Consider the following 24,408-nt stretch of genomic DNA (forward strand, 5'->3'; position numbering starts at 1 on the left):
AAATACCAGGGGTTTTTTTTATGATCCAACTTCCTGCTTTAATTGGCTATTGAACAAGCTATAGTAAAATCCTCTATTTTTCAATAAGGATTCATGATTTCCACTTTCTAGCAATTGTCCATTGTCTAATACAAGGATTTGGTCTGCATTTTGGATTGTGTTTAGACGATGGGCTATGACAACGCTCGTTCGCCCCTTCATTAAGCGATACAAGGCTTCTTGGATTTTCATTTCAGTGATTGTATCAATATTACTTGTTGCTTCATCGAGAATAAGGAGTGAAGGATCGGATAACATCGCTCTTGCAATCGATAAAAGTTGGCGCTGCCCTTGACTTATACCACTTCCATCCTGCTTTAAAATGGTATCATATTGATTTGGAAGCTTCATGATAAATGAATGAGCATTCGCCATTTTTGCCGCTTTTTCAACTTCAATATTAGATGCATCCAATTTACCATAACGAATATTTTCACGAATCGTTCCTTGGAACAAATAAGAATCTTGAAGAACGAATCCCATCTTGCTGCGAAGACTATTTCGCTTAATGTTTTGTGCATTATGTCCATCGATTAATATTTCACCTTCGTCCGGTTCATAAAAACGGGCAAGCAAATTAATGATGGTTGTTTTCCCTGCGCCAGTTGGTCCTACAAGTGCAATCGTTTCACCAGGCTTTGCAAGGAAGCTCACATTTTTAATTGTTTGATTTTCTTTTCCATATGAAAAAGAAACATTTTTAAATTCAACATTGCCAACCACGTTTTTCAATGTCTCACTAGCTGCACGGTCCTTCTCTTCATCTTCATCCAATATTTCAAAGACCCTCTCCGCTCCTGCAATTGCCGATAAGAGCGTATTAAATTGATTAGCTAAATCATTTAATGGACGAGTGAATTGGCGCGAATACTCCGTGAATACGATAATGGTTCCAATTGTAATATGTCCACTGACGGCTAACCAACCTCCGGCAGCCGCAATAATGGCAAAACTCAAGTTATTTAACACATTCATAAGTTTTGGAATAAAACCAGAATAGGTCTGTGCCCAGTAACCTGCTTTTCGCAATCTTTCATTTTTCTCCATAAATTCATCGATAATTTTCTCTTCTTGAGAAAATGTCTTTACGATTGTTTGCCCGGAGATTGTCTCTTGGATAAATCCATTCAGATCGCCTAAATATTTTTGCTGTTCCTTAAACAATTTACCAGTACGATTTGTTATCCATTTCATTCCATAAAACATGAGTGGGATGATCGTCATCGTGATAAGTGTCAGCAAAGGGCTGAGAACGAGCATAACAGTAACAGTTCCAACAAGGGTTAAAACGCTGGAAAATATTTGAATGACTGAACTATTTAATGTTTGGCTCACATTATCTATATCATTCGTCAACCTACTCATCAATTCTCCATGCTGTCTTTTATCAAAAAATCTAATTGGCAGACGATGTAGTTGACTAAATAACTGGCTTCTCATAGAAAAAACAGTTTTTTGACCAATCCCAATCATCCAATAGTTTTGTAGAAAACTTGATAAAGAGAAACAAAAATAGACAGCAGCAATAATGATAAGAACAAGACCAAGTGTATTACCACTATGTTTTGCAATATATTCATCTACTGTTCTACCAATTAGAAAAGGACCCAATAAACCTAAACCAGAGCTTATAAGTACCATAAATAAAACTAGGTATAGTTGGCTTCTATAAAAGTCCAAATACTTCCAAATTCTAATTAAAGTTGACTTCCAATTTTTAACTTTCGCTGTTTGTTTCTTATTATTGGACATCAGCCAAAACCTCCTTCGCAAATTGGGACTTATAAATATCCCTATATAGTGCAGAGGAATTGATTAAATTTTCATGCTTGCCACTAGCAATTAACTTACCTTCATCAAGTAACAATATTTGGTCAGCTTCTCTCGCGGTACTTATCTTTTGCGTAATGATGAATGTAGTACAATCGTAATTTTGTAAAGACACCAATAATTTTGATTCAGTTTTCAAATCAAGTGCACTTGTACTATCGTCTAAAAAGAGTAGTTTTGGTTTTCTAATGAGTGCCCGAGCAATTGATATTCTTTGCTTTTGACCACCTGATAAATTAACCCCTTTTTGCCCGATTTTCGTATCATACATATCGGGCAATCTTTGGATGGTTTCATGAATTTGTGCATCTTTTGTACTCTTAATGATATCTTCCATGGTAGCGCCTTCTTTTCCCCATCCAATATTGTTCTTTACAGATCCAGTAAATAAAATTGATTCTTGTGGCACGAAACCAATTTGTTTCCGCAACGAGGTTAAATCCATACTTTTAATATCAAGGCCATCTATTTCTATCGTACCGCTAGTTACATCGTATAATCTTGGGATGAGTTGAAATAATGCAGATTTTCCGGAACCTGTAGCCCCCATAATTGCAATTGTTTCTCCAGCTTTAGCAGTAAAAGAAATATCTGATAACACATACGTATCAGTACCAGGATATTTGAAGCTAACATGATTAAATTCCACTTTTCCAAAGCCAATATATTCGGCAGAACCTTTAGTTGTATTCTCAAAATCTGGAGATGTGACAAGAACTTCCGAAATACGATCAGAGGAAGCTTTTCCTCTTGAAAAAGCCATAATGATCCATGAAAGCATTGAAAGCGCCATCGTAATACGGAAACCATAATTAACGATAGCCACTATTTCACCAACGTTTACCCTGCTTTGATTTACTTCAATGGCACCAAACCAAAGAATTAATAATATTCCGACATTCATGACGAATAAAAGAATGGGCCCAATTAATTCAACAAGGCGCAAAGCTTTGACAGTTTGATCGCGCAATTGCTCATTTGCATTTCCAAAACGGCTTTCCTCGTATTTTTTTCTAATAAATGCTTTAATCAAGCGCATACCTGTTAAGTTTTCTTGCATGACATTGTTTACTTTATCTAGTTTATCTTGGACAAATCTAAATAATCTGCCACTTTTCTTCATCATCCATACTAATAAAATGACTAGTATAGGTATCGGGAATATTAAAAATAGTGCAAGCTTCACATTAACAAAGAGCGCCATCGTTGCTCCACCAATTATTAATAACGGTGCTCGCAGTGCAATTCTCAAACTCATAAAAACAGTATTTTGTACTTGAGTTATATCATTTGTTAATCGCGTAATGAGTGATGATGATTGAAAGCGTGCCAAGTTATGGAATGAAAACGATTGAATTTTTTTAAACAGTGCTGCCCTAAGATTGAAGCCAAAACCTTGAGCTGCGTGAGAGGAGAAAAAAGAATTTGTAATGCCCGCTAAGAAACTTAAGAGTGACATCCCTACCATGACCACTCCCCATTTCATCACTACTCCTAAATCTTCCTTCAGAATCCCCTCATCAATGATTTTTGCCATAAACATTGGATGCCATAGTTCTACGATAAGCTCTGTTAACATAAGCATCCAGGCAATTGTCATCGTAAGCCGAAACGGCTTTAAGTAAGATAGAACTTTCCCCATTTTTATTTACCCCCAAACGAAACAAAAAACATTTAGTAACCCGTATTAATTATAATCATAAATCACAAAAATATAAATGTCATGTAAATCGTTTTAATATTTTGAAATTGAAGGTTTTTTTTTCAAATAAAAATGATGAAAGCTGCCCCAAGTTCGGGACAGCGTTATTGACTACTTAAGTTGGTTCATATAATCCTCTATTTTTTGTTGACTAGTCTGATTTGCAACTGGATTTTGTTGGTTTGAACTTACTTAAGCATTTTGTGCGGCATTATTTCCTGAAGTGTTTTGCTGATTCGTACTTCCGCTAGTATTTTGCTCTGCATTATTCATTGAAGTATTTTGCCCAGAACTGCCGGAAGTATTGAAGTTGGACAGTTCCTGGGAGAACTCAGTAAGCGGGTTGGTTGCTGCGCCTGCCAATATACTTTGAACACCCGTGTTTTGGAATTTTTTCATGAAATTTTGAATAGGGTTCATAAGTTTTCCATTTTTGTATTTGCGAAGGCCATACATGGCAGCACTTACCCCGACTGTAGTTAAAAGCGGCACCCACATCTTATTTGACTTTTTTTCAGTATATGTTCTTGTTGGAAAAATTGAGTTTTTTTTCACAGACAAGGCTCCTTTTATATGCATTGTCCTGTAGTGGACATTATTATTGTCTGTAGTAAATGACCCTTTATTACTGCCAACATTTGTATGACTATCACAATTCATGCTCTCCGTGGTATTATATTATCCATAAGAGCATTAGAAAGAGGCGTTGTATTTATGAAAAAGAATTTACAAATCGCCACCTTTGCAGGGGGCTGCTTTTGGTGCATGGTTAAGCCATTTGATCAATGGGATGGAATAGAAAGAGTAATTACCGGATATACAGGAGGGCATATCGAAAACCCTACATATGAAGATGTAAAAAAAGGAGATTCTGGTCATTATGAGGCTGTTCAAATCACCTATGATCCAGATATCTTTTCTTATGAACAATTGCTAGAAATTTTTTGGCAACAAATTGATCCGACTGATGCGGGTGGTCAATTTCAAGACCGCGGTTCTTCCTATCGTGCCGCCATCTTTTATCAAAATAATGAACAAAAAGCAGCGGCTGAGCTTTCTAAATCGAACCTTGCTTCAAGCGGCAAATTTCAAAAACCGATTGTAACTGAAATCTTACCTGCCGTGCCATTTTATGAGGCGGAAGATTATCACCAAGATTTTTATAAGAAAAATGAAGCTGAATATTTAGAAGATCGCGAGAAATCTGGCAGAGATGAATTTATAAAGGAACATTGGTGATAAGAGATAAGAAAAGCATTCGCACCTTGACTTACTATCGAGTTATAATGCGTATCACAGATACTTGCGATTGCAATTGACGAACTCGAATCAGAATGGAAGTGCGTTGACGTCGCCACAGATTGTAGCGACGTCGACTTTCTTTGTTTGCCTATGTCCTACGTTTGTATTCCTTGTGGTAGGGAACTTGCTGGTCAATCGCTCTGGAGCTATACACTAAATTTTTCTTTATAAACTTAAGCCGCCATTAATATGTAATTCAGTACCTGTCACTTGCTTAGATTCATCGGCTAATAAATATACAACCCCGTAAGCCATATCTTCTTCGGTTTGCATTTCACCTGTCGGGATGACACTTTCTGCCCATTTTTTTAGTTCTTCCTCACTCGTTCCCATGCTTTCATGGAGCTCAACTTCTCCTTCAGATGCGACCCAGCCTACAGTAATCCAATTTGATCTTATTTTATGTTTAGCATAGTGCGAGGCAATGCTTTTATTTAATGTTCGCATCGCTCCTTTGGAACATGAATAGGCAACTAAATTTTCCATTCCACTATATGCATTTGTTGAACCTATTTGTACGATTGATCCTCCACCTGTCCGAAGCATTTTATTAATTGCATATTTTGAACAAAAAAATGGCCCTTTCATATTTACATCAAATATCGTATCGAATAACTCTTCTGTTGTTTCTAAAATGGTACCCCTAGGAAAAATCCCTGCATTGTTAACGAGGCCATCGATTCGGCCAAAATATGCAACCGATCCTTCAATTAATTCCCGGCAGCCTGCTTCAGATGAAATATCCTTTTGGATAAAAATTGCCTCTGTACCGTATTTTTGAATAATGTCGGCAGCAACCCTTTCTCCAGCTTCTTTATTTCTTCCATTTACAACGACCTTTGCTCCTTCTTTTGCACAAATATACGCAATGCCTTTTCCAATGCCTTTTGTCGCTCCCGTTATAACAACTACTTTCCCCTCTAAGCGTCCAGTCATTCTACTGTCACTTCCTTTTTTGTTAACTTTTCTGTTCTTTTGAAAACCCTTCCACTATTATTAGTACGACATCGAACGAGGTGTTTCCTGTTTTTTCTTTAATTCTTTTGTATTCGATCCGGGATTATTCATGGCGAATAAGGTGGTAGATAACCGAATTCAGCCTAATACAGGTTCCACCGGAACGGAAAGGTGGTTGTTACTGGATTTCCGGTTCAATTCAGGGGCAATCGCAACGATAAAGTGAGAGATTACCGATTTCCGGTTCAACATCCAGGATCAATGGCAATGGAAAACCTACCCAGTTTGGATCTCGCAACAGAAATGTGAAAAGCGCATAGTAGCGCATAATTAAATATAATCTTAATAAAAAAATACCGTACTAAAAAATCAGTTTCACTGATTTATAGTACGGTTATTTTCAATTAGGAAGTTGTGTAATCAATACTATCCGGATCAATTCTCTTGAGCGGTCTTTCGGCAGGGCCTTCGATAACATCCCCTTCAACTGAGAATCTTGACCCATGGCACGGACAGTCCCATGTTTTATCCGCGCTATTCCAGTTGATTTCACATCCCATATGGGTGCACGTAGTATCTACTACGAACAACTGACCATCAGTTGTTTTAAAGGCGCCTGCCCGGCCACCCTTTATTGATACTACAGCTCCTTCGCCTTCTTTAATATCCTTTAGTTCTTTATCAGGGCGTTCAAATTTCCCGCTGATAAGATTGGCAGCTACATTCACATTTTGTTTTAACATCGTTTTAATTCCGGGATCGGCTGTAAATCTTGCTGGAGAAAATAATTCTCCGTAGCGATTTTCTTTACCAATTAATATATCCCTCATAAGTAAAGCAGCAACCATACTCGTTGTCATTCCCCATTTCCGAAAACCGGTCGCAACGAGCACACGTTTATCGCCCTCATTGTTACATCCGATAAATGGAACTTTATCTTCAGTTACAAGATCTTGGGCAGACCATCGATATAAAATTTCGCTTGCCCCAAATTCGTCTTTTGCGAATTTTTCTAATGCTTCGTAGTGTTCTTTTTCAGGTTCTCCTTGACCTGTTTTATGCCCATCCCCGCTAAATAATAAAATTTCATTTCCTTCGACCGTCACAGATCGTATAGATCTTTTAGGCTTTTCAGCATTAATATACATGCCGCCTGGAAAAGATTTTTCCGGTTTTGCTGCAACAACATATGAACGTTCAGGGTGGAGTCGTGCAAAATACCCTTTATTATCGTGAAATGGAAAATGGGAAGCTGAAATAACGTGTTGAGCTTTTACTTTCGCCCCATTTCTTAAATGGATAATTGGTTTATCGTCAATGTCCATATGGGTGGCAACGGACTGTTCGTATATTTCTCCTCCACTTTCTTTTATAAAATCGACAAGATGAGACAAATAATGGAGTGGGTGGAACTGAGCTTGATTTTTCATTATGACAGCTCCTTTAATCTCCACACCCAGTGGAATACTATCGGTGTATTCACCTTCTATTCCTAATCTTTTATATGCTTCATATTCATTTTTAAGTTTTTGTACATTATCACTGGAATTTGTATAAACGTACGAGTCTTCCTTTTTAAAATCACAATCAATTCCATGCAAGTTAATGACCTCGGCAATTTGTTCAGCTGCCTCTTTATTGGCCTCATAATAAAGCCGTGCCTTGTCTTCTCCAAAATGTTGAATAAATTCATCGTAAATCAAGCTATGCTGTGCCGTAACTTTTGCCGTAGTATGCCCTGTGGTTCCATTTAAAATTTTGCTCGCTTCAATTACTGTTACTTGAAATCCCTCTTTAACAAGCAAATAGGCTGTTGTGATTCCTGTAATTCCTCCACCTACAATTGCAACATCCACATTTAAGTCCTTTTCTATAGACGGAAATGATGGAAGGTCTGTATATCTAATCCAGTACGATGAAAGTACTTCCTCTCCATTATTTGGTATACTCATGTGACGGTCCTCCCTTTTTATTCTCTACTAGTTGATATCCCCCATTTCCATAAAATCATGTACAAAAAAGAAAATAACCGGTTATAAACCCGGTTATCCGCATTATTTGGGAATTATGTCACCTGTATTAGAAATTTCTATATCAAATGAGATGGACTGCAAATACTGAAGAAATAGATCCCTCTCCGCATTTTCTACAGGAATGATTTGTCCCTTTGAAATAATATAAGGATCGAAATTCATATTAATTTGATCGCCTTTAAACGTTACATTTAGTAATCCGGTTTGTGCTGATTCATTTTTCACGTATGGTGGAAATAAAAAATTACCTAGAGAATATGCTACAGGCATTCCATTATAATATTGAAAGCCTTGCAGCCAATGAGGATGCGAACCAACAATCAAATCAACACCAAGCTTTTGCAGTTCTCTCACATATTCAAATTGATAGTCAGCAGGTTTGTTTTGTTTCTCAATTCCCCAATGAAAATAGACAATAGTGTAATCAGCGTCTCCTTTTTGCTCCATAATTGTTCTTTTTACAAGATCGAGATCATAACCAGTAGGAATACCGGATCGATCGTCTTGGGCAATCCATCCAACATCGGGAAGGAAACGGACAAATGAGAAAAATCGAAATTTTTTCCCCTTTATTTTAATTACTTTAGAAGAATATGCTTCTTCAGCATTTCTTCCAGCTCCAATATAGTCAAAATTTAATTGTTCAACATATTTAAGCGTATCTTCAAGACCCGGTCTTAAATAATCCAATGTATGATTGTTTCCAAGATTCAACATATCAAAACCAGTATTTTTCAAAGCTTGAAGCCCTTTTGGATCTGATTTTATCCAAAATAACTGGTTAGGATCTTTTGCTGACTTATCTGTAAAAACCGTTTCTGAATTTATAAAAGCATAATCCGCTTTTTTAACTTTTTCTTTAACATGAACAAAAGGAAAATCATAACCGTTCGCCACAAGGATAGGGCGAAGATCCCAATCAAACATTGTATCGCCTGCAAAGATAATATTGATCTCGGGATCCACTTTTTGAGGTTTTGCTTTAGGGGCCGAATGTTTGTTTTCTACTTCTTGTTCCTTGGCGGATTTTTGAATGGCTGTATTCTTTTTACTTTCTGCTAGGGCCGGAACTGGTTTATCTATATGATGTTTCGTGGATTTCATAGATTCATAATCTTGCCACTGTACTAGTAAAATAATAAAACAAGATACTAGTAAAGTTATTAATCCAATAAAGATTTGCCGATTTCTTTTTCGACGTCTTGCTCTTCTAAATTTTGTTTTTCTATCCAATACTTATCTCCCCCTGAAAATTATAGTACCATAATTTTTTTAAGGGAAATAATAAATTTTAATTACAAAATAAGCTAATTTTCTACAAATTTCACAAAATAAGTCCAGTAAAAAAGACCGCCTTATGAAGAAGACAGTCTTAACAAATATCTAACTTATTACAGGCAATATTCTTGTTTCTTTTTCCATCTCAGATTTACAAATAGGACAAACTGTTTTTTCATCTGAAGAAAAGGCATCCCTCATCCAACATGTACAATCTGCATTCGTGCATGACCAAACTACTGTTTCCTCTTCAGGGATAGGTTCCTGAGGTCCCCTTCTATAAGCCATGGCAAGATCCCCCTTCTTATTGATATTTCTATTATACGCTAACATTCAATATAAACCAAATCGATATCCAAGGAATGTTTGAATCCTTTTATTTGTAGGAATACAGCAATAAAACATGCTATAATGTTTTGGAATATGTATTAATTGGAGGAATGGATATACCTTGATTACTGTATCTAATGTAGGTCTCCGATACGGCGACCGCAAATTATTTGATGATATAAATTTAAAATTTACACCTGGAAACTGTTACGGCCTTATAGGAGCAAACGGTGCCGGTAAGTCTACATTCGTTAAAATTCTATCCGGTGAAATTGAGGCGCAAACAGGATCCGTTTCAATAACACCCGGTGAAAGATTAGCTGTACTGAAACAAGATCACTTTCAATATGAAGATGAAGAAGTAATTAAAGTTGTTATAATGGGGCACACTCGCCTTTTCGAAATTATGCAAGAAAAAGATGCCATCTATATGAAGGCCGACTTTTCTGAAGAAGATGGAATGAAAGCTGCGGAACTTGAAGGAGAGTTTGCCGAATTAAATGGATGGGAAGCGGAATCTGAAGCAGCAATATTGCTAAAAGGTCTTGGTATTAGCGAAAGCCTCCACACGAAGAAAATGGCTGAACTATCAGGATCTGAAAAAGTAAAGGTGCTTTTGGCTCAAGCTTTGTTCGGGAAACCTGATATTCTTCTACTTGATGAGCCGACAAACCATCTAGATATTAAAGCGATTCAGTGGCTTGAGGAATTCTTGATCAACTTCGAAAATACAGTCATCGTTGTTTCCCATGATCGTCACTTTTTAAATAAAGTGTGCACTCACATTGCTGACCTTGATTTTGGTAAAATTCAAATTTACGTCGGCAACTATGATTTCTGGTATGAATCTAGTCAGCTAGCCCAACGAATGGCTCAAGATTCGAATAAGAAAAAAGAAGAGAAAATCAAGGAGCTGCAAGCATTTATTGCTAGGTTTAGTGCTAATGCATCAAAATCAAAGCAAGCAACATCACGGAAAAAATTGCTTGATAAAATTACGCTTGATGATATTCAGCCTTCTTCACGTAGATATCCATTTGTCGGCTTCAGTCCCGATCGTGAAATAGGAAATGATTTATTAAGGGTTGAAGGTCTTTCAAAAACGATTGACGGTGTAAAAGTGTTAGACAATATAAGCTTTATCATGAATAAAAACGATAAAATTGCGCTTGTTGGTAGAAACGAAATTGCCAAAACAACTTTGTTAAGAATTTTATCGGGTGAATTAGAACCAGATGCTGGTACTTTTAAATGGGGAGTCACGACATCCCAAGCTTATTTCCCGAAGGATAACTCCGAATACTTTGATGGCTGCGATTTGAATCTGGTGGATTGGTTAAGACAATTCTCACCGCAAGATGATAGTGAAAGTTTCTTGCGCGGGTTCTTAGGAAGAATGCTGTTTTCAGGTGAAGAAGTATTGAAAAAAGCTTCCGTTCTGTCAGGTGGAGAAAAAGTAAGATGTATGTTATCAAAAATGATGTTAAGTGGTTCCAATGTGCTTCTATTAGATGAGCCAACTAACCATCTTGACTTAGAATCGATCACAGCACTGAATAATGGATTAATTAATTTTAAAGGATCCGTTATCTTTGCTTCACATGACCATCAATTTATTCAAACGATTGCCAATCGTATTATCGATTTAACTCCGAAAGGAATCATCGATAAGCAAATGTCTTATGATGAATATCTCGAGAATGACCAGCTTCAAAAACAAACTGAAGAAATGTATGCTTGATAAAAAGCGGAAACGCCTTGCTCATCGACGTACAGGCCCGCAGGAAGCGGGTCCGTCGATGTTGCCACAGGAAGTGGCGACTTTAGTCGACGTTCCTTTTTTGGCACAAGACTTGCGATAAAGGAAACACGGTGAGGTACGAGCCTGGCTTCCTACGCAAGTGAAAAGGGCTGGAAGTTTGCTAGTCGATAAGCGGTGGAGCTAGATTAAAAAGGCAACAAATACCCGGATGATGTGTAGATTCCGGGTATTTGTTATCCTTTCATTAATAAATGTTCAGTTTTTAAAATAATTTGTTCTACTTTTTCAGCATTCCTCTTATACATTTGTTTTGCCACTTCCGAATCTGTTTGTAGAGAATAAGATTCTAAATCCGCTTGACACTTTTTTAATGCACTTAAAAGACTTTGCTTTGGCTTTGGTTCAGGAATTTGAATTTTGTCATCATAAATATCAACAGTTAGTTGCCCGTAAGAATCGATTTGTCCGACATACACATTATCGATGGCGACATTTAACTTTTCCAGTTCCAGTTCTAGCCATCCCCTTGTTAAACCACTTGCTGCTAAACCTGCATCCATTATTTCCCCTTCCAAAATAACCGTTTGCGGTACTTTTTCTGGAGCAACATCAAGTTGCAAATCAGAAGGTGTGATCGGCTGTTTTTCTTTTTTTAGCAATACATTCAAATCCCCATTTGCTTCTAGCACTGCAAATTCTACATCTGCTACTTGAAATGCATTTTTCTTTCTTAATAATTGCATTAGTTCATCTACCGAATACTGTTCTTTCTTTAAATTATCTTCTTGTATTTTTCCATCTTTAATTACCACTGTTGAAGTGCCTTCAATAAAACTTCGCGCTTTTTTACTTTTGATACCAATGAGTCCAGCAATAAATGGAATGGCCGTCCAAATAAGTAAACTATAAATTCCATTCATAAAATTACTTTCAAGCCCAGTTGAAATTTCTGCCGCAATACTACCAATTGTTATACCTGCTACATATTCAAAAAATGAGAGGTGTGACAACTGCTTTTTCCCAAGAAATTTTGTCAGTAAAAAAAGCACAAACACTAGTATGGTTGATCTTAATATAATTTCAAGCCAACTCGGGACATCCATTGTAAATCCCCCTCATGTATTCCTATACTGCAGTTCTTCCGCCTTCATGTATTCAACCCTAGACTTGAGATCATGAATAACTTCATCAATCTCCATCATGCATTCATGAAAAATAGCACTTGCTTCCGGATCTATCGTCAATTGGGCTAATCGACTGAATTCTGATTGAATGGCCTTTGTACTTGCTAGGGTTGCTTTTACATTTGTAAATACAGTCATATGAATTTTCCTCCGTATTTTTAAAGGAACAGAGCGATGCCTTCATCACTCTGTTCATGCAGCTATTCTTTATTGATTATATTGCGGCTCTTCCTGCATAATTTCTTGCATGCGAGGTGTTAAGGTGTCAATAACCGCTTGTGTTTGTTGGGCACACATTTTATACAGTTGTTTCGCTTGTTGGTTATCCGTATCGAGTGCGAAACCTTCCAAGCTTGCTTGAGCTGTTTTTAGACCTGTAACAGTTTGTTGTACTTTGTTAATAACTGTCAATGAATTGCCCTCCCTATAATTGTTCTATAGAACGTTCATATTTTATGATTAATGTTCAGTCAATATTAGATGAAAAAAATACCTATCGCAGGTGATAGGTATTTACACAAATTATTCTAATCGAATATATCGATAAATATGGCTTACAATCACTTTTAATAAAGCATAAGCAGGAACAGCTAGAATAAGCCCAAGCAATCCGCCAAATTGACCAGCAACTAATAAAACGAAGATTATCGTAAGTGGATGCATGTTCAGGGCCTTACCCATAACAAACGGCGAAACAAGATTACTTTCAAATTGCTGAACGACAACAGCAACAATAATGACCAATAACGCTTGTAATGGAGATGTAAATAATCCGACAATAACAGCAGGCAGCGTACCAATCCACGGTCCAACAAATGGAATAACATTTGTTGCCATTGCAAGAACTCCAAGAATGAGTGCATAATCCAAACCGATAATTAAATACCCGATAAAGGCAAGAGTACCAACACAAACACTTACAATGAGCTGACCTTGAATGTATGAGCTTAACGCACCATCCATTTCCTCTAATATTTCATCAGCTTCTTTTTGATGCCTTTTCGGCAATATTTTCTCTAAAAATTTCGGGGCATGTTTCCCGTCTTTCAACATGAAAAATAATACAAAAGGTACTAAAGCAAATATCATGACCATATTCGCGATAAAGCCAACAGTACCGGCAATTTTCGAACCAAATCCTTGCAAAATCATACTTGCGTTCTTTTCGAATTGTTTTGTAAACTTTTCTATTGAAAAATAGTCAGTTTGCTGGAACTGTAAAAACCATTCTTTCTCTGTGAGCGATGTGGCCCAAAGCTGTATATTATGGGCATAAGCCGGAATATTTTCTATTAAAAGGTTGAACTGAGTTTGTAATTCAGGCCCAATTAACAGCACTACCCCCGCCCCAAGTCCTGCAATTGCGATGAACATAATAATGATTGATAATGTTCGGGGAATTTTTTTTGAAAGTAAATTGACGGCTGGCCGCAGTATATAGTATAAGACCCCAGCTAATAAAATAGGCGGAAATAACGTTTTAATAATAATCACGAGTGGGGTAAAAATAAAGCTAACTTTCGTCCCAAGTAAAATGATTAAAAAAATCATTATGATTGCAATGCCAAGCCTAAACCATTTTTCTTTATACATATTTCTCCTCATTTCTCTCTTTTTTCTAAGGATCTGTCTGTCATGATATTATCGCATTTTTTCGATAAAATTCCAATGGTTTCTATTTTTATCATGGCGAATATTAAAAAGGTCCGATATAATTAGTGTGTCGAAATAATTTATTAGGAGGATTAAAATGGAAGCTACAGAAAAACGATTATCGAGATCCGAAGTTCCGGAACATCTTACCTGGGATTTGCGGGACCTTTTTCAGACTGATGAAGAATGGGAAAAAGAATTAAAAGCTGTTCAGGAAAGTCTACCAAGCATTACTTCATTTAAAGGGCATTTAGGAGAAGGTTCAAATATATTACTTGAATGTTTAAATAAAATGGAAGCTTTACAAAAGAGACTTATTCGTGTTGCGACCTATTCTAGTTTGCGTCAATCCGCTGATGGAACAGACCCTGTAAACCAAGGGAACGCGTCTAAAGTGGCTAGTATGCTTTCCAAAGTGAATGCGGACTTATCTTTTATTCAATCGGAAATTTTGGATTTGCCAGATGGTACAGTTGATACATATGTAAGCGAAAATAAAGATTTAGTAAAGTTCTCTAAATATTTATCGGATATTCTTGAAAAAAAACCATATAAACTTTCTCCAGATACAGAAAAAGCATTAGCATCACTTGGAGAAGTTTTGGATGCTCCATATACAATTTATCAGTTTAGTAAATCTTCCGATATGCAGTTCGATTCAATTCAAGATGAAACTGGAAAAGAGCTTCCAATGTCGTTCGCATTATTTGAAGATCGCTATGAACTTGTTCCAGATACTAATTTACGGAGAAAAGCATATGATTCTTTTGTCAATACGTTAAAACAATATAAAAATACATTTGGTGCAAACTTTGCTACTGAAGTAAAAAAACAAGTTTCTATGTCACGTCTACGTAATTATGAATCAGTCACACATATGCTGCTTGCACCTCAACAAGTTTCTTTAGAGATGTATAATAATCAATTAGATATTATACAGAAAGAACTTGCTCCGCATATGCGCAGATTTGCGAAGCTGAAAAAAGAAGTTTTGAATTTGGATACGATGAAGTTTTGCGATTTAAAAGCTCCTTTAGATCCAGAATTCAATCCAACGACAACGTATGAAGAAGCTTCAGAAACGATATTATCTGCATTATCCATTATGGGTGAAGAATATAATGAAGCGATGAAAAAAGCTCTTACTGAAAGATGGGTGGATTTAGCAGATAATATTGGTAAATCTACAGGTGCCTTCTGCTCAAGTCCATACGGAGTTCATCCATATATTTTAATCACATGGACAGATACGATGAGAGGTGCTTTTATTTTAGCCCACGAGCTTGGCCACGCTGGTCATTTCTATATGGCGGGACGCAACCAGGATTTAGTTAATACACGACCTTCCATGTATTGTATCGAAGCTCCTTCTACGATCAATGAGTTAATTCTTGGAGAGCATATATTATCTAAAGCAGATGATCCTCAAATGAAACGTTGGGTTATACTGCAATTGCTTGGTACCTACTACCATAATTTTGTTACTCATCTCTTGGAAGCTGAATTCCAACGTAGAGTGTATACATTAGCTGAAAGCGGAACTCCCCTTACTGCAAGTGTTTTCTGTGAGCAAAAGGCTAATGTATTAAAAGATTTCTGGGGCGACACGGTTGAGATCGATGAAGGTGCAAGTCTTACATGGATGAGACAACCTCACTATTATATGGGACTATATCCTTATACATACTCAGCTGGATTAACAGTAGCAACTGCCGCAGCACAAATGATTAAGGAAGAAGGTCAGCCTGCCGTTGATCGCTGGCTAGAACTATTAAAAGCAGGCGGAACATTGAAGCCCCTTGATCTTATTAAAATATCCGGGGTCGATATGTCTAAGCCAGATGCAATTAAAAAAGCAGTAGCTTATGTTGGATCATTGATTGATGAATTAGAGAAAAGCTATAAATAAAACAATTGAACCCGATATCGATTTACAGATATCGGGTTTAATAAATATTACATAACCATTTCTTTTTCTAGCAAGCTTAATCTTTCTTTCACTTCATCTTCTGTAAGGCCATGCTCTTTTATATACATGTTTCTAGGATGAACGCGGCATTCATCGGTACAGCTGCGCAAATATTTATGCTCATTTTCTTCCGAACATAGAAATTGTCGATTACATTCTGGATTCGCGCAATTGACATAACGCTCACAAGGAGTACCATCAAAATATTCACGACCAACTATTACATGTTCTTTTTGATTGACAGGAACAGCAATCCTTTCATCAAATACGTAGCATTGCCCATGCCAAAGTTCTCCTTGGACTTCAGGGTCCTTTCCGTAAGTTACAATCCCGCCGTGTAATTGGGAGACATCCTCAAATCCTTCTTTTAGCAGCCAGCCGGAAAACTTTTCACAACGGATGCCGCCTGTGCAATATGTTAATATTTTCTTGCCTTCGAATTGATGCTTATTATCTCTTACCCAATCAGGGAGATCACGAAATGTTTCGATGTCTGGACGTATAGCGCCGCGGAAATGACCTAGATCAAACTCATAGTCATTACGAGCATCTAATACGACTGTATTCCCATCTTTCATTGCCTCATAAAATTCTTTAGGGCTTAAATATTTCCCAGTAATTTGATGTGGGTCAATATCATCTTCTAAACGAAGTGTTACGAGTTCTGTACGTGGTCTAACATGCATTTTTTTGAAAGCATGCTTATCTGCTTCATCAATTTTAAAGACCATTGTATTAAAGCGTAGATCATTTTTCATTTCATTCATATACGTTTCCGTTTGATCCCAAGTACCTGAAACCGTTCCATTAATTCCTTCTGTTGCAACTAAAATACGTCCTTTTAAACCGAGCTCCTTACAAAAAGCTAAATGATTTTTTGCAAACTCCTCTGGATCTTCGATATGGACATACTGATAATATAGCAATACCCTATATTTTTCATTTTCTGACATGACAAATACCACCTATCAACTTATATTTGCAAGATATAAACGTGTTTAGGAGGATATAGTTTCGGATTATTTCCGAAGATATACACTTTACTCTTACATCAAGGTATTTTACAGTCTACAAAAAAAAAAATCAAGATTGAACTTACTTCCAGTTATAATTAAGATAAATTATTTCTCACTTTGTAATAATTTGATTATAATTAAACTATCCTAAAATCTAATTTAGAAAGGAAAATGATATGAACGATGCTGAACAATTCGTTAAAAAACATAGAAAGTTACCTAGGAAAATACTTTTCTTTCGTACACTCCTCGTAACAATCGGCGCTGTATTAATGGCAGTTGCTCTCGAATTATTTCTCGTCCCCAACCATATTTTAGATGGGGGCATCACGGGAATATCCATCATTATTGCCCATATTACAGGTTGGCGTTTAGGAATTATCATCTTTGCACTTAATCTTCCATTTATTTATATAGGTTACAAACAAATCGGAAAGACTTTTGCTTTGACGACCCTTTATGGAATTTTTATTTTATCTGTTACTTCCATCTTTCTCCATAATATGATTGTTGTAACAGATGACCTGCTGCTTGATACTGTTTTTGGCGGTATTATTCTTGGGATGGGTGTTGGAATCGTCATTCGTTACGGAGGATCACTAGATGGAACGGAAGTACTTTCTATCTTGTTAAATAATAAACTCCCTTTTTCAGTCGGTGAAATCATCATGTTTTTTAATTTCTTTATTTTTACTACTGCCGGTTTTGTATTTAGTTGGGAAAGAGCGATGTATTCCATTATTACTTATTTTATAGCTTTTAAAGTCATAGACATTGTCGTAGAAGGATTAGATGAATCGAAATCCGCCTGGATCATTACCGAAAAAGCTGAAGAAATTGGCGATGCCATCTTAGCAAGACTTGGACGAGGTGTTACGTATTTAAAAGGTGAAGGTGCTTACACTGGTGATGACAAAAAAGTCATTTTCTGCGTGCTTACGCGACTGGAGGAAGCAAAATTAAAATCGATTATTGAGGAACTCGACAGTACAGCATTTCTTGCTATTGCCAATATTTCAGAGGTTCGTGGTGGAAGGTTTAGGAAAAAACATATACATTGATACAAAAGCGGAAGCGCCTGTCCATCGACGTACAGGCCCGCAGGATGCGGGTCCGTCGACGAAGACATAAGGACGTGGCGGTTTTAGTCGACGTTCCTTTTTTGGCCCAAGAATTGCGATAAAGGAAACACGACCAGGGACGAGTCTGGCTTCCTACGCAAGCGAAAAGGACAAGAAGTTAGCTAGTCGATAGGCGCTGAAGCTAGACGGAACAGAAAAAGCCGTCCAACTGCTGGACAGCTTTTTATTATTTTATGAATTTAATTCTCTTACCTTGTTATCACTTGGCAATAACCATGTTAATACTCCAATGATCGGTAAGAAACTACATACGATCATCACAAATTTTATACTGAATATATCGGCGAGTGTTCCAAAAAACACGGCTCCTACCGCTCCCATTCCGAAAGCGAATCCGACAATGAGACCGGAAACCATTCCGATTTTTTTCGGGACAAGTTCTTGTGCATAAACAACAGTGACGCTAAAGCTGGAGGTAATGATAAAACCAATTAGGAAAAATAACGGGATAATCCAACCGAGAGAGACATACGGCAGAATCATTGTGAGTGGAGCAGCCCCCGCCATTGAAAGAAATATAATATTTCTCATTCCGAAGCGATCTGCAAGTGGTCCTCCCAAAAACGTACCAAGCACACCGGCAAACATGAAAATAAAGACGTATAATTGTGCTTCTTTAATCGTGAGCCCATAATCCTTTATTAAATAAAATTGATAAAAGTTACCGATGCCTGCTGAATACCATGAACGGGCAATGACTAAAAATACGAGCAACCCAATTGCAGCTTTTATCTTCGGATGAATGGGTGTTCCATTTGTTCCTTTTTTTTGTTTTGTAGGCATAAAAGCCTCAGTTGTAAGCTGTGATTTATACCAGTTGGACACTAATAATAGAAGTAAAATTCCCATTAATGCCACAACAGTGAATCCAAGCGCTCCTTTTTGGCCGAAGCGTACAAAAATAAAAGCGGTAAAGATTGGTGCTAGCGATTGTCCAAAATTTCCTCCAACTTGATAAATAGACTGAGCCAACCCTCTTCTTGCCCCAGCAGCCATATACGAAACTCTCGAACCTTCCGGATGAAATACAGCAGATCCAAGGCCGATAAAAAATACAGATGCTAAAATAACATAGAAATTAGGAGATAAGCCAAATCCAATAAGACCCACCATGCTTAAAAACATTCCAAAAGGCAGTAGAAAAGGTGATGGTTTCCGGTCCGCAAAATAACCTAAAACTGGCTGCATAACCGAAGATGTCATATTCAAAACAAATGCAATCCAACCAATTTGTGAATAGGATAAGTTCAACGTTTTCTCGAAGATCGGGTTCATCGCAGGTACAACAGATTGAATGGCATCATTAAAAAGATGGCCTCCGCTAATAGCGAATAAAATCCCATAAACAGTCGCCATTTGCTGCGTTGCTTTTGGTGCCTTTGATGCTTTAATTGCTTTTGCTGTGCTCATATATACATCTCTCTTTCTCGAAAAAAACAAAAATGGTATGTATGTAATTATACAATACCATTCTAGTAATAACACTTACTAATATTTAATTTGTTCGTAAAAAAGCTAAGCATACAGTCAATAAAAACATCATAAGAATCGCGATTGTATCCTTCATGCACCAATTTAGCTTGCGAAAAGAGGATCTTTTCTTTCCTGATTGATACCCTCGTACTTCCATTGCATTCGCCATATCTTCTGCTCTGTTTAATGAGCTGACGAAGAGTGGGATAAAAATTGGGATAAGTTTTTTCATTTGTTGAACTAAATTTCCTCCACCGAACTCAGTTCCTCTTGCCCTTTGCGCATCCAACACTTTTTGTGTCTCGTCGAGAAGATTTGGAATAAATCGTAATGATATCGATAACATTAACGACAATTCATCGACAGGGATTTTTAAATACCGTAATGGACTTAGTAATCGATTAATTCCATCTGTTAGATCAATTGGTTTTGTAGTTAATGTTACGACAGTAGAAATAAAAATGAGCATAACGAAACGGCAAAATATATAATAACCATTAATTAATCCAAATTGTGAGATTGTAATGATTCCATATTCAACGTAAATCTCTCCACCCGCAGTAAATAATATTTGTAAAAAGACAGTAAATAAAATGAGCCAAATTAATGGTTTAAGTCCGCGGAAATAAATCCGTAAGCCTACATCAGAAAGATGCATAACTAGAAACGTAAAGAACCATAAAAACACATAGGTTTGCCAATTATTCGCTAGAAATAATACGAAAATGAAATAAAATCCTGCAACGAGTTTAGCTCTTGGGTCAAGATGATGTAATAATGAATTACCTGGAAAGTAACGGCCTAAAATTAATTTATTCATAAGACATCAGCCTCTATTAATGCATCAGCTAGTTCCTCTACTGATAGACAAACATGGGGGAATTTCAGTCCGCTTACGTCTTCAATTTTTTGCTGTAGTCTTCGTGCATCAGGCACATCAAGAGAATATTGATTTAGTAATTCATTATTAGAAAATACTTTCCGAGTTTCATCCTGAACGACTACTCTCCCCTTCTCCATAATAATTACATCTTCCGCGTAAAGTGCTACATCGTTCATATCATGTGTTACTAAGACGGTTGTCAAACCGCGATCTTGATTCCACTTTTTAAGTAGTGTTAAAATTTCTTTTTTTCCTTGTGGATCGAGACCGGCGCCCGGTTCATCCAAAATAAGCACGTCCGGCTCCATGGCTAAAACCCCCGCTATTGCTACACGTCTCTTTTGTCCACCTGATAAAGAAAATGGCGATTTTGTTAATATTTCACTATCCAGCCCTACCATTTTTATGACTCTTCTCGTAATCTCTTTCGCTTGCTTTATCGGTACTCCAAAATTTATTGGACCGAAACATATATCTTTTTCAACTGTTTCTGCAAACAACTGTGATTCGGGAAACTGAAATATCATGCCTACCTTTTGACGGATTGCCTTCAAGTCTTTTTTATTTTTTTTTGCATCAATGATCATGTTTCCAACTATCACTTTTCCTTCAGTTGGGATGAGCAAGCCGTTCATTGCCTTTAATAAACTTGATTTCCCTGCTCCCGTATGTCCAACGACGGCTGTAAAGGCACCTGAATTAATTATCATATTAACAGAGTGAAGAACGAACGGACTTCGAATCGGTCCTATTTTAAAATCTGCTGATACATTTTTAAATATTATTTCCATAAGAACGCCACCATCTCTTCTTCTGTCATATAATGATGAGGTACTTTTCTGCCTCTTTTTATTAATTTTAGTCTTAGCTGTTCCACAATGGGCAATTCTAGGTCGATATGATTATTGGAAAATACTTCTTTTGGAGCACCATTACTTATGATTCTTCCTTCCTTCATAACAATGATTCGATCAGCTGCAGCTGCTTCGTTCATATCATGTGTAATCGAGATGATGGAAATATTTTCACTTATTTTTAAATGTTGTAAAGTGGAAATGAGCTCACGCCTACTTATTGGATCTAACATGACAAGAGCCTCGTCTAATAGTAGGACATCTGGCTTTAAAGCAAGAATTCCTGCTATGGCAACCCGCTGCTTTTGCCCACCAGACAGTTGTGTTGGATCATGTAAACGAAAACTGGACATATCTACAGCATCTAACGCCTTGTCTACCCTTTCTTTCATTTCATCGTACGGTAGATTCATATTTTCTAAAGCAAATGCGACATCATCTTGAACGGAAGTCCCAATGAATTGATTTTCGGGATTTTGAAAGACAAGCCCTGTTCGACATCTTACAGCCCATTTTGAAAACTCATTCATTTCTATACCTGCGATATGAATACTCCCTTTTTCCGGTTTTAATAAACCAACTAAGAGTTTTGCCAAAGTCGACTTTCCGGAACCATTATGGCCAATAATGGCAACCCATTCCCCGCGGTTGACAGTAAATGATATTTTATTTAAAATTTCTGATTCCAGGCGTTTATCATATCGAAAAGTTACGTTTTCAACTTCCAAAATAGGTTTTGACATCATCCTTCCCTCCCGCGGCTAATCGAGCTCCTCCATCCGAAACTCATTATTCGTTAATTCAAACTCATTTTTTAAACCCGATGTCGTATAAATCTTTTTATCCGTACTAATAAAGATGGCTTCAACACCCTTTATTCCTTCGATAAACTCCATCCCATCTTTAATCCCTTTTGAAAAAACAACTGTTGAAAGCGCGTCACCATCTATCGATTGATCGGATATGATCGACACACCTGCAACATCGTTATTAAACGGATAACCATCTTGTGGATTAAGTAAATGATGATATTTAATTTCATCTACTTCTAAAAAGCGCTCATAAATACCAGATGTTACGATTGATATATTTGATGCTGAAATTTTACCGACAATTTCACCTCTTGGAGAAAAAGGGTCTTGAATTCCAACCGTCCAATCTTTTCCAGAAGGGTTTTTTCCTATAACATAAATATTTCCACCTAAATCAACAATTGCAGTTTCGACTTCATACTCATTAAGAACTTTCACTACTTCGTCAGTAATAAACCCCTTTGCTATAGCACCTAAATCCAACTGCATGCCTTTCTTTTTTAAAAAGACGGTCTGCTCTTCCTTATTTAATTCAATATCTTTGTAATGTACTAATGGCAAGGTGGTTTCAATTTCATCCTTATCTGGTTTCCTCGCATCCGGAAACCCGATATGCCAAAGAGATGTTAAAGGTCCAATTGAAATATCAAATGACCCATTTGCTTTTTCACTATATTTTTTTCCAGCTTCGATTAACTTATAAATATCCTCTGATACACTCACCGCTTTAATACCGGCATTTTTGTTTATGTCATCAATTTCCGACCCCTGCTCATTAACTGTAATTTGATCAGCCAAACTTTTTATGCGTTTGAATGCTGGATCGAGAATTGCTTCTTTTCCATCATCATAAATTCTAACCGTCACGACCGTCCCCATTAAAAACTCTGTTTCTTTATATGGGCTAGTTAACACCTTCGATTGTGTCGATTGCCCACAACCACTTAGCAAAAGAATTGCTAATATTATTGGAATAAGTAATGTTTTATTAAGCATTTTTTATCAACCTTTCAAAAAAGGACATGGGGTTGCCAATATGTATTTGGGTAGGCCCTAAAATTGCAGATGCCTTGCTCAACATGTCGGACAACCCCTTTTTGAGAGTTTATAATAATTTAAGTTGATTACTCACTATAAACATAGTTATCTACTTCAATTTTTGATGTGTCACCTTTTTGTGCAGCATTTATTAATTGGGCTGCATACATTTTAAATGTATGACTAGAGTGTGTAGCACCTGTTACTACATCCACTTCCGCTGGATTTTGCGTATCGACTAATGCATTGTTCAAAGCAGGTATATAATCTTGTGGACCAGTTCCCGTTTTTTCTGTCATTTTCTCTTGGTAGCCTTCATCATTCGTTTTTAAATCACCATCTTTATTAAGATAGTTATAATCAGAGGCCGTTATTTTTCCATCTTTGACAGTCATGTTTATAAAGGTTTTCCAACCTGTTGAGCCGATGTTTTTCTCAGCTAATGAATATTCACCGTCTTTTAATGATGCTTTCGTATCAATCTCAATTGTTGCTGTATCGCCATTTTGTGCAGCTTGAACCAATTGCTGTGCATAATTTAGGAAAGTTTCAGAGGAGTGTGTTGCTCCCGTGACAACGTCTACTTTTTGAGCATCTTGACTTTTAACTAATGCCTCATTTAGTTGAGGAATGAATTCCTTTGGACCGACACCAGTCTTTTCAGACATGCTCTTTTGGTAGCCTTCATCTTCTGATTTTAATGTACCTTTCTCATCCTCATAGTTATAGCTCGATTCCGTAATCTTGCCATCTTTTACGACAATTCCCATCGATGCTTTCCAACCATGGTCATCAAAATCCTTTTCTTTTAACGAGTAAGTTCCATCTTGCAATTCCGCACCAGCAACTACCTTTACAGCTGCTTCTCCACTAGATGCGTTCGCATTCTTGCTTCCCTCATCTTTCTTTACAGTAGCACTCGTTCCACAAGCCCCCAATAATAAGGTTACTGATGCGACCACTGTTAATAGCTTTGGCATCTTCTTCATTTTGCTGTCCCACCCTTTTTATTTTTATAATGTGAATCATTTCACATTATACCGCATATCATTGTGAAACACTTCACATTATTTCGCCTTCAGTCTACCACTTTATTTTCGATCTGTCTATTCTTTTCATCTTGCATGAACAAAAAGAATTTTTATCATTTT

General features: G+C 36.9%; 22 protein-coding genes. 4 read left to right on the forward strand and 18 right to left on the reverse strand.

Annotated elements, in window-relative coordinates; genetic code table 11:
• Window positions 1–18: 18 nt before the first annotated feature.
• From NQ185_RS00420 to NQ185_RS00430, 3 genes are all read right to left on the reverse strand, one after another.
• Window positions 19–1,791 carry an ABC transporter ATP-binding protein gene (locus NQ185_RS00420; protein ID WP_257579547.1) on the reverse strand — a complete coding sequence of 591 codons (1,773 nt, stop codon included), beginning with the start codon at window positions 1,789–1,791 and terminating at the stop codon, window positions 19–21.
• Window positions 1,781–3,511, reverse strand: coding sequence for an ABC transporter ATP-binding protein (locus tag NQ185_RS00425; RefSeq protein ID WP_257579548.1), 1,731 nt, complete (start codon window positions 3,509–3,511; stop codon window positions 1,781–1,783). Before NQ185_RS00425 ends, NQ185_RS00420 begins: the two co-directional genes overlap by 11 nt.
• Window positions 3,512–3,763: 252 nt before the next feature.
• A complete protein-coding gene (locus NQ185_RS00430) occupies window positions 3,764–4,126 on the reverse strand; it encodes a hypothetical protein (protein ID WP_257579549.1) in 363 nt (120 codons plus the stop codon).
• 159 nt (window positions 4,127–4,285) lie between these two features.
• On the opposite strand from NQ185_RS00430, the gene msrA reads away from it, so the two are divergent.
• Entirely contained in the window at window positions 4,286–4,810 is a 525-nt protein-coding gene (msrA, locus tag NQ185_RS00435; RefSeq protein ID WP_257579550.1) for a peptide-methionine (S)-S-oxide reductase MsrA, read from the forward strand.
• Between the two features lie 228 nt (window positions 4,811–5,038).
• Here msrA and NQ185_RS00440 read toward each other — a convergent pair whose 3' ends face one another.
• From NQ185_RS00440 to NQ185_RS00455, 4 genes are all read right to left on the reverse strand, one after another.
• A complete protein-coding gene (locus NQ185_RS00440; protein ID WP_257579551.1) occupies window positions 5,039–5,809 on the reverse strand; it encodes an SDR family NAD(P)-dependent oxidoreductase in 771 nt (256 codons plus the stop codon).
• A gap of 425 nt (window positions 5,810–6,234) precedes the next feature.
• Window positions 6,235–7,782 (reverse strand): FAD-dependent oxidoreductase, encoded by a 1,548-nt coding sequence (locus NQ185_RS00445; protein WP_257579552.1) that lies wholly within the window; start codon window positions 7,780–7,782, stop codon window positions 6,235–6,237.
• A 102-nt stretch (window positions 7,783–7,884) separates the two neighbouring features.
• A complete protein-coding gene (locus NQ185_RS00450) occupies window positions 7,885–9,096 on the reverse strand; it encodes a CapA family protein (RefSeq protein WP_306999700.1) in 1,212 nt (403 codons plus the stop codon).
• Between the two features lie 150 nt (window positions 9,097–9,246).
• The gene (locus NQ185_RS00455; RefSeq protein WP_257579553.1) at window positions 9,247–9,429 is read right to left on the reverse strand and encodes a cold-shock protein; all 183 of its coding nucleotides are present in this window, start codon (window positions 9,427–9,429) and stop codon (window positions 9,247–9,249) included.
• Window positions 9,430–9,592: 163 nt separating this feature from the next.
• Between NQ185_RS00455 and NQ185_RS00460 the strand changes: the two genes are divergently transcribed.
• Window positions 9,593–11,212, forward strand: a complete 1,620-nt coding sequence (locus NQ185_RS00460; protein ID WP_257579554.1) for an ABC-F family ATP-binding cassette domain-containing protein — start codon at window positions 9,593–9,595, stop codon at window positions 11,210–11,212.
• 254 nt (window positions 11,213–11,466) lie between these two features.
• On the opposite strand, the gene NQ185_RS00465 is transcribed toward NQ185_RS00460, so the two are convergent.
• From NQ185_RS00465 to NQ185_RS00480, 4 genes are all read right to left on the reverse strand, one after another.
• Window positions 11,467–12,336 carry a DUF421 domain-containing protein gene (locus NQ185_RS00465; protein ID WP_257579555.1) on the reverse strand — a complete coding sequence of 290 codons (870 nt, stop codon included), beginning with the start codon at window positions 12,334–12,336 and terminating at the stop codon, window positions 11,467–11,469.
• A 12-nt stretch (window positions 12,337–12,348) separates the two neighbouring features.
• Entirely contained in the window at window positions 12,349–12,555 is a 207-nt protein-coding gene (locus NQ185_RS00470; protein WP_257579556.1) for a DUF1657 domain-containing protein, read from the reverse strand.
• Window positions 12,556–12,624: 69 nt separating this feature from the next.
• Window positions 12,625–12,828 (reverse strand): DUF1657 domain-containing protein, encoded by a 204-nt coding sequence (locus NQ185_RS00475; protein WP_213110068.1) that lies wholly within the window; start codon window positions 12,826–12,828, stop codon window positions 12,625–12,627.
• A 111-nt stretch (window positions 12,829–12,939) separates the two neighbouring features.
• Window positions 12,940–14,010: an AI-2E family transporter gene (locus NQ185_RS00480; RefSeq protein WP_257579557.1), complete on the reverse strand. Its 1,071-nt coding sequence runs from the start codon at window positions 14,008–14,010 to the stop codon at window positions 12,940–12,942.
• A gap of 157 nt (window positions 14,011–14,167) precedes the next feature.
• Between NQ185_RS00480 and pepF the strand changes: the two genes are divergently transcribed.
• Window positions 14,168–15,979 (forward strand): oligoendopeptidase F, encoded by a 1,812-nt coding sequence (pepF, locus tag NQ185_RS00485; RefSeq protein WP_257579558.1) that lies wholly within the window; start codon window positions 14,168–14,170, stop codon window positions 15,977–15,979.
• A gap of 47 nt (window positions 15,980–16,026) precedes the next feature.
• Here pepF and trhO read toward each other — a convergent pair whose 3' ends face one another.
• The gene (gene trhO / locus NQ185_RS00490) at window positions 16,027–16,992 is read right to left on the reverse strand and encodes an oxygen-dependent tRNA uridine(34) hydroxylase TrhO (protein ID WP_257579559.1); all 966 of its coding nucleotides are present in this window, start codon (window positions 16,990–16,992) and stop codon (window positions 16,027–16,029) included.
• A 239-nt stretch (window positions 16,993–17,231) separates the two neighbouring features.
• On the opposite strand from trhO, the gene NQ185_RS00495 reads away from it, so the two are divergent.
• Window positions 17,232–18,116, forward strand: a complete 885-nt coding sequence (locus NQ185_RS00495) for a YitT family protein (RefSeq protein ID WP_257579560.1) — start codon at window positions 17,232–17,234, stop codon at window positions 18,114–18,116.
• Between the two features lie 252 nt (window positions 18,117–18,368).
• Here NQ185_RS00495 and NQ185_RS00500 read toward each other — a convergent pair whose 3' ends face one another.
• The 6 genes from NQ185_RS00500 to pplA form a co-directional block, all read right to left on the reverse strand.
• Entirely contained in the window at window positions 18,369–19,607 is a 1,239-nt protein-coding gene (locus NQ185_RS00500; RefSeq protein ID WP_257579561.1) for an MFS transporter, read from the reverse strand.
• A gap of 85 nt (window positions 19,608–19,692) precedes the next feature.
• Window positions 19,693–20,490, reverse strand: coding sequence for an energy-coupling factor transporter transmembrane component T family protein (locus tag NQ185_RS00505; protein ID WP_257579562.1), 798 nt, complete (start codon window positions 20,488–20,490; stop codon window positions 19,693–19,695).
• A complete protein-coding gene (locus tag NQ185_RS00510) occupies window positions 20,487–21,344 on the reverse strand; it encodes an energy-coupling factor transporter ATPase (protein ID WP_257579563.1) in 858 nt (285 codons plus the stop codon). The genes NQ185_RS00505 and NQ185_RS00510 overlap by 4 nt, the downstream gene beginning before the upstream one ends.
• Window positions 21,335–22,150: an energy-coupling factor transporter ATPase gene (locus tag NQ185_RS00515; protein ID WP_257579564.1), complete on the reverse strand. Its 816-nt coding sequence runs from the start codon at window positions 22,148–22,150 to the stop codon at window positions 21,335–21,337. The genes NQ185_RS00510 and NQ185_RS00515 overlap by 10 nt, the downstream gene beginning before the upstream one ends.
• 18 nt (window positions 22,151–22,168) lie before the next feature.
• The gene (locus tag NQ185_RS00520) at window positions 22,169–23,215 is read right to left on the reverse strand and encodes an FAD:protein FMN transferase (protein ID WP_257579565.1); all 1,047 of its coding nucleotides are present in this window, start codon (window positions 23,213–23,215) and stop codon (window positions 22,169–22,171) included.
• A 128-nt stretch (window positions 23,216–23,343) separates the two neighbouring features.
• The gene (gene pplA, locus NQ185_RS00525; RefSeq protein ID WP_257579566.1) at window positions 23,344–24,246 is read right to left on the reverse strand and encodes an extracellular electron transfer flavoprotein PplA; all 903 of its coding nucleotides are present in this window, start codon (window positions 24,244–24,246) and stop codon (window positions 23,344–23,346) included.
• Window positions 24,247–24,408 lie beyond the last annotated feature (162 nt).

It is taken from the genome of Lederbergia panacisoli, assembly GCF_024626525.1.
Classification (GTDB): domain Bacteria; phylum Bacillota; class Bacilli; order Bacillales; family Bacillaceae_C; genus Lederbergia; species Lederbergia panacisoli.